The organism is Halorubrum sp. SD612, assembly GCF_002135005.1.
The window spans coordinates 1-3,332 of the sequence record NZ_NEWI01000221.1; the positions used below are offsets into that span (position 1 = coordinate 1).

Genomic DNA, 3,332 nt, shown 5'->3' on the forward strand with positions numbered 1-3,332 from the left:
CCGAGGGGTGGGTGCCGACGGAGACGTACCCGGACTTCGAGGCGGCGGTCGTCGACGCCGTCGGCGACCACGTCGAGGTCGAGGAGCTCGAACGCGCCTCGTTCACCCCCGACGGCGACCACCACACCGAGCGGGTCGACGGCGAGGGAGGCGGCTCCGCAGACGAGGGCGCCGCGAGCGCGGAACGCGAGACGGAAACGGCGGTCGCCACCGACGGCGGCCACGCGGCGCACGGCACCGACGACCCGCCGGTCGTCCAGGACAACGGGAGCGCCGCCGGTCCGTTCCAACTGCTCGTTCAGGCGTTCGGGCGGCCGAAGTACTCCGAGTTCGACCCGACGCTCCTCGTCTTCCTCACGTTCCCGGCGATGTTCGGGTTCATGATCGGCGACGTGGGGTACGGCGTCCTCTACGCCGCCATCGGGTTCTTCATGTACTCGAACTACGAGGGCGCGTTCCGCGAGCTGGGCTCCGTCGCGATGTGGGCCGGCGGCTTCACGATACTGTTCGGGATCTACTTCGGTATCGACGTGTTCGGCTACCACGCCTACCAGCTGCTCGGCGTCCACTGGCCGGTCGAAGGCAAGGGGCTCTCGCCCGCCGACCTCAACTGGGGGCTCTCCTTCCTCGTGGTCAGCGTGGTGTTCGGGATCGTCCACCTGAACGTCGGCCACGTCCTCTCGTTCGTGAGCACCTACCGGCAGCACGACCTGAAACACGCGCTCTACGAGGGCGGCTCGTGGCTGCTGATCCTCAACGGCGCGTGGATCTGGATCTTCAGCGGGGTGTTCCCCAACGCGAAGCCCGACTTCCTGTTCGAGGCGGTCTCCGTGCTCACGTTCGGCGCGGTCTCGTTCAGCGGGTTCCCGGCCCTGGTCGGCTGGGCCGGCGCCGCGGCCGCCGGGCTGGGGCTCGTCCTGCTCGGGATCGGCGAGCCGCCGGAGCTCGCGGAGTTCCTCTCGCCCATCGTCAACGTCATCTCGTACGCCCGGATCATGGCCGTCCTGCTCGCGAAGGGCGGGATGGCGCTCGCGGTCAACCTGCTCGCGTTCGGCGCGTACATCGACGGCGGCGGCGACGGGAGCTTCCACTTCATCTTCACGCCGAGCTACCTCGCCGAGGTCCAGAACACCGCCGACTACGAGCTCGTCTTCGCGGGGCTGACGACCGCGTTCGAGCCGAGCGCCGTCGGCGTGATCGCCGTCGCCGGGGGGGTCGCCGTGGCGCTCGTCGGCCACCTCGTCGTCCTGCTGCTCGGCGTCACCTCCGCCGGCATCCAGGCGGTCCGTCTCGAGTACGTCGAGTTCTTCGGGACGTTCTACGAGGGCGGCGGTCGCGCGTACCTGCCGTTCGGTCGCCACCGGCAGTACACGCGCGACGACTGACCGGTCCGCTTCCCGGCCCCTCGTCCGCTCGGTCTCGCCCCGTTACGCCCGATTTCCCGGCAAACGAGTCGGGTTTCTAACCGCGATAGCCGCCGCTATCCCGGCCGTTCTCCCCGAATCCGTTCGGTCGTTTTGGGAAGCTTTATGACTCCTCTGGGGGCAAATAGCAACCGTTCGGAGACGAGCAACAGCAACTACTACCAATGTTTGAAGCTACCAACGAACTCGGGAACCTCGTACTGTCGACCGGTGGAACGCTGACCGACCCCAGTGCCGCGGCGGCGCTGGCCGTCGGGCTCGCGGCGCTGGGCGCCGGCTACGCGGAGCGCGGTATCGGGTCGGCCGCCGTCGGCGCGATGGCCGAGGACGACGACCTCTTCGTCAACGGGCTCATCCTGACGGTCCTTCCCGAGACGATCGTCATCCTCGCGCTCGTCGTCGTCTTCATCGTCGGGTAACTCTCCAGCGTTTTTCAACCAATGAGTTTGGAAACCGTCGTTGAGGACGTTGAAGATGAGGCCCGCGCGCGTGCGGAGGAGATCCGCGAGCAGGCCGAGGCGGAGGCCGACGAGCTCGTCGCCGACGCCGAGGCCGACGCGGAGCGAATCCGCGAGGAGCGGCTCGCCGAGGTCGAGAGCCAGATCGACCAGGAGCGCGAGCAGACGCTCTCCTCGGCGAAGCTCGAGGCCAAACAGGAGCGGCTCGGCGCCCGTCGCGACGTCTTGGAAGACGTCCGCGACGACGTCGAGGCGGCGATAGCCGCCCTCGACGGCGGCGACCGCCGCGAGCTCACCGAGGCCTTGCTCGACGCGACGCTCGCGGAGTTCGACGACGACGAGGACGTCGCCGTCTACACCCGCGCCGAGGACGTCGAGCTGCTCGAAGAGCTCGTCGCGGACCGCAACGCCGAGGTCGACGGCGAAGTCGACTGCCTCGGCGGCGTCGTCGCCGAGAGCGACACCTCCCGCGTTCGCGTGAACAACACGTTCGACTCGGTCCTGGAGTCCGTCTGGGACGACGAGTTGAAGAACATCTCGGAGCGGCTGTTCGACCAATGAGCGCCGCCGGCAGCCCGAACCCCGAGTACGTCGTCGCGCGGGTTCGCGCCCGCCGCGGCAGCCTCTACGGGGACGAGGAGTACCGGAAGCTCACCCGGATGGGCCCGGCGGAGATCGCCCGGTTCATGGAGGAGTCGAGCTACGGCGAGGAGATCAACGCGCTCGGCAGTCGCCACGGCGGCGTGGACCTGATCGAGTACGCGTTGAACCGCAACCTCGCCGAGCAGTTCGACGCCATCCTCGACTGGAGCGAGGGGTCGCTGTACGACCTCATCGCCCGGTACCTCCGGAAGTTCGACGCCTGGAACGTGAAGACGGTCATCCGGGGGGTCTACACCGACGCGGAGCAGTCGGCCGTCGAGGTCGACCTGATCCGGGCCGGCGAGTTCGACGACCGCCGGATCCGCCGACTGTTAGAGGCGGACTCGATCGACGCCGTGATCGAGGTCCTCGAGGACACGATCTACGGGGACCCGCTGCGGGAGGCGTACGCTGAGTACGAGGAGACGAACGTGCTGGTGCCCTTGGAGAACGCGGTCGACCGCGCGTTCTACGAGCGGCTCCTCTCCGGGCTCGGCGGCGACGAGCCGACCCGGCAGTACGAGTCGTTCCTCGTGGCGGAGGTCGACTTCCGGAACGCGACGAACGCGCTCCGGCTCGCCCGCTCGGGCGCCGACATCGACCCCGCGGCGTACTTCATCGAGGGCGGCGACCTGTTCACCCGGTCGTCGCTCGCGCGGCTGGCGCAGAACCTCGACGAGTTGGTCGAGTACATCGGCGACAGCCAGTACGGCGACGAGCTCGGCCCCGCGCTGCGCGAGCTCGAGGAGGCGGACAGCCTCATCGCGTTCGAACACGCGATCGACGCCGCGCTGTTGGCGTACGGCGA

General features: G+C 68.7%; 4 protein-coding genes. All 4 read left to right on the forward strand.

Annotated elements, in window-relative coordinates; all coding sequences use genetic code 11:
* A partial coding sequence (locus B9G38_RS15390) for a V-type ATP synthase subunit I (protein ID WP_303646243.1) occupies positions 1-1,385 on the forward strand: 1,385 nt, incomplete at its 5' end.
* Positions 1,386-1,588: 203 nt separating this feature from the next.
* Positions 1,589-1,843 carry a hypothetical protein gene (locus B9G38_RS15395; protein ID WP_086220959.1) on the forward strand — a complete coding sequence of 85 codons (255 nt, stop codon included), beginning with the start codon at positions 1,589-1,591 and terminating at the stop codon, positions 1,841-1,843.
* 21 nt (positions 1,844-1,864) lie between these two features.
* A complete protein-coding gene (locus B9G38_RS15400) occupies positions 1,865-2,443 on the forward strand; it encodes a V-type ATP synthase subunit E (protein WP_086220960.1) in 579 nt (192 codons plus the stop codon).
* Positions 2,440-3,332: ATP synthase A1 subunit C (gene ahaC, locus B9G38_RS15405; RefSeq protein WP_086220961.1), on the forward strand; the 893-nt coding region annotated here is incomplete at its 3' end. The genes B9G38_RS15400 and ahaC, both read left to right, overlap by 4 nt.

Excerpts from the sequence above, each read along its gene's own strand:
- B9G38_RS15395 (WP_086220959.1), top strand. The coding sequence starts at position 1,589 with ATGTTTGAAGCTACCAACGAACTCGGGAACCTCGTACTGTCGACCGGT.
- B9G38_RS15400 (WP_086220960.1), top strand. The coding sequence starts at position 1,865 with ATGAGTTTGGAAACCGTCGTTGAGGACGTTGAAGATGAGGCCCGCGCG.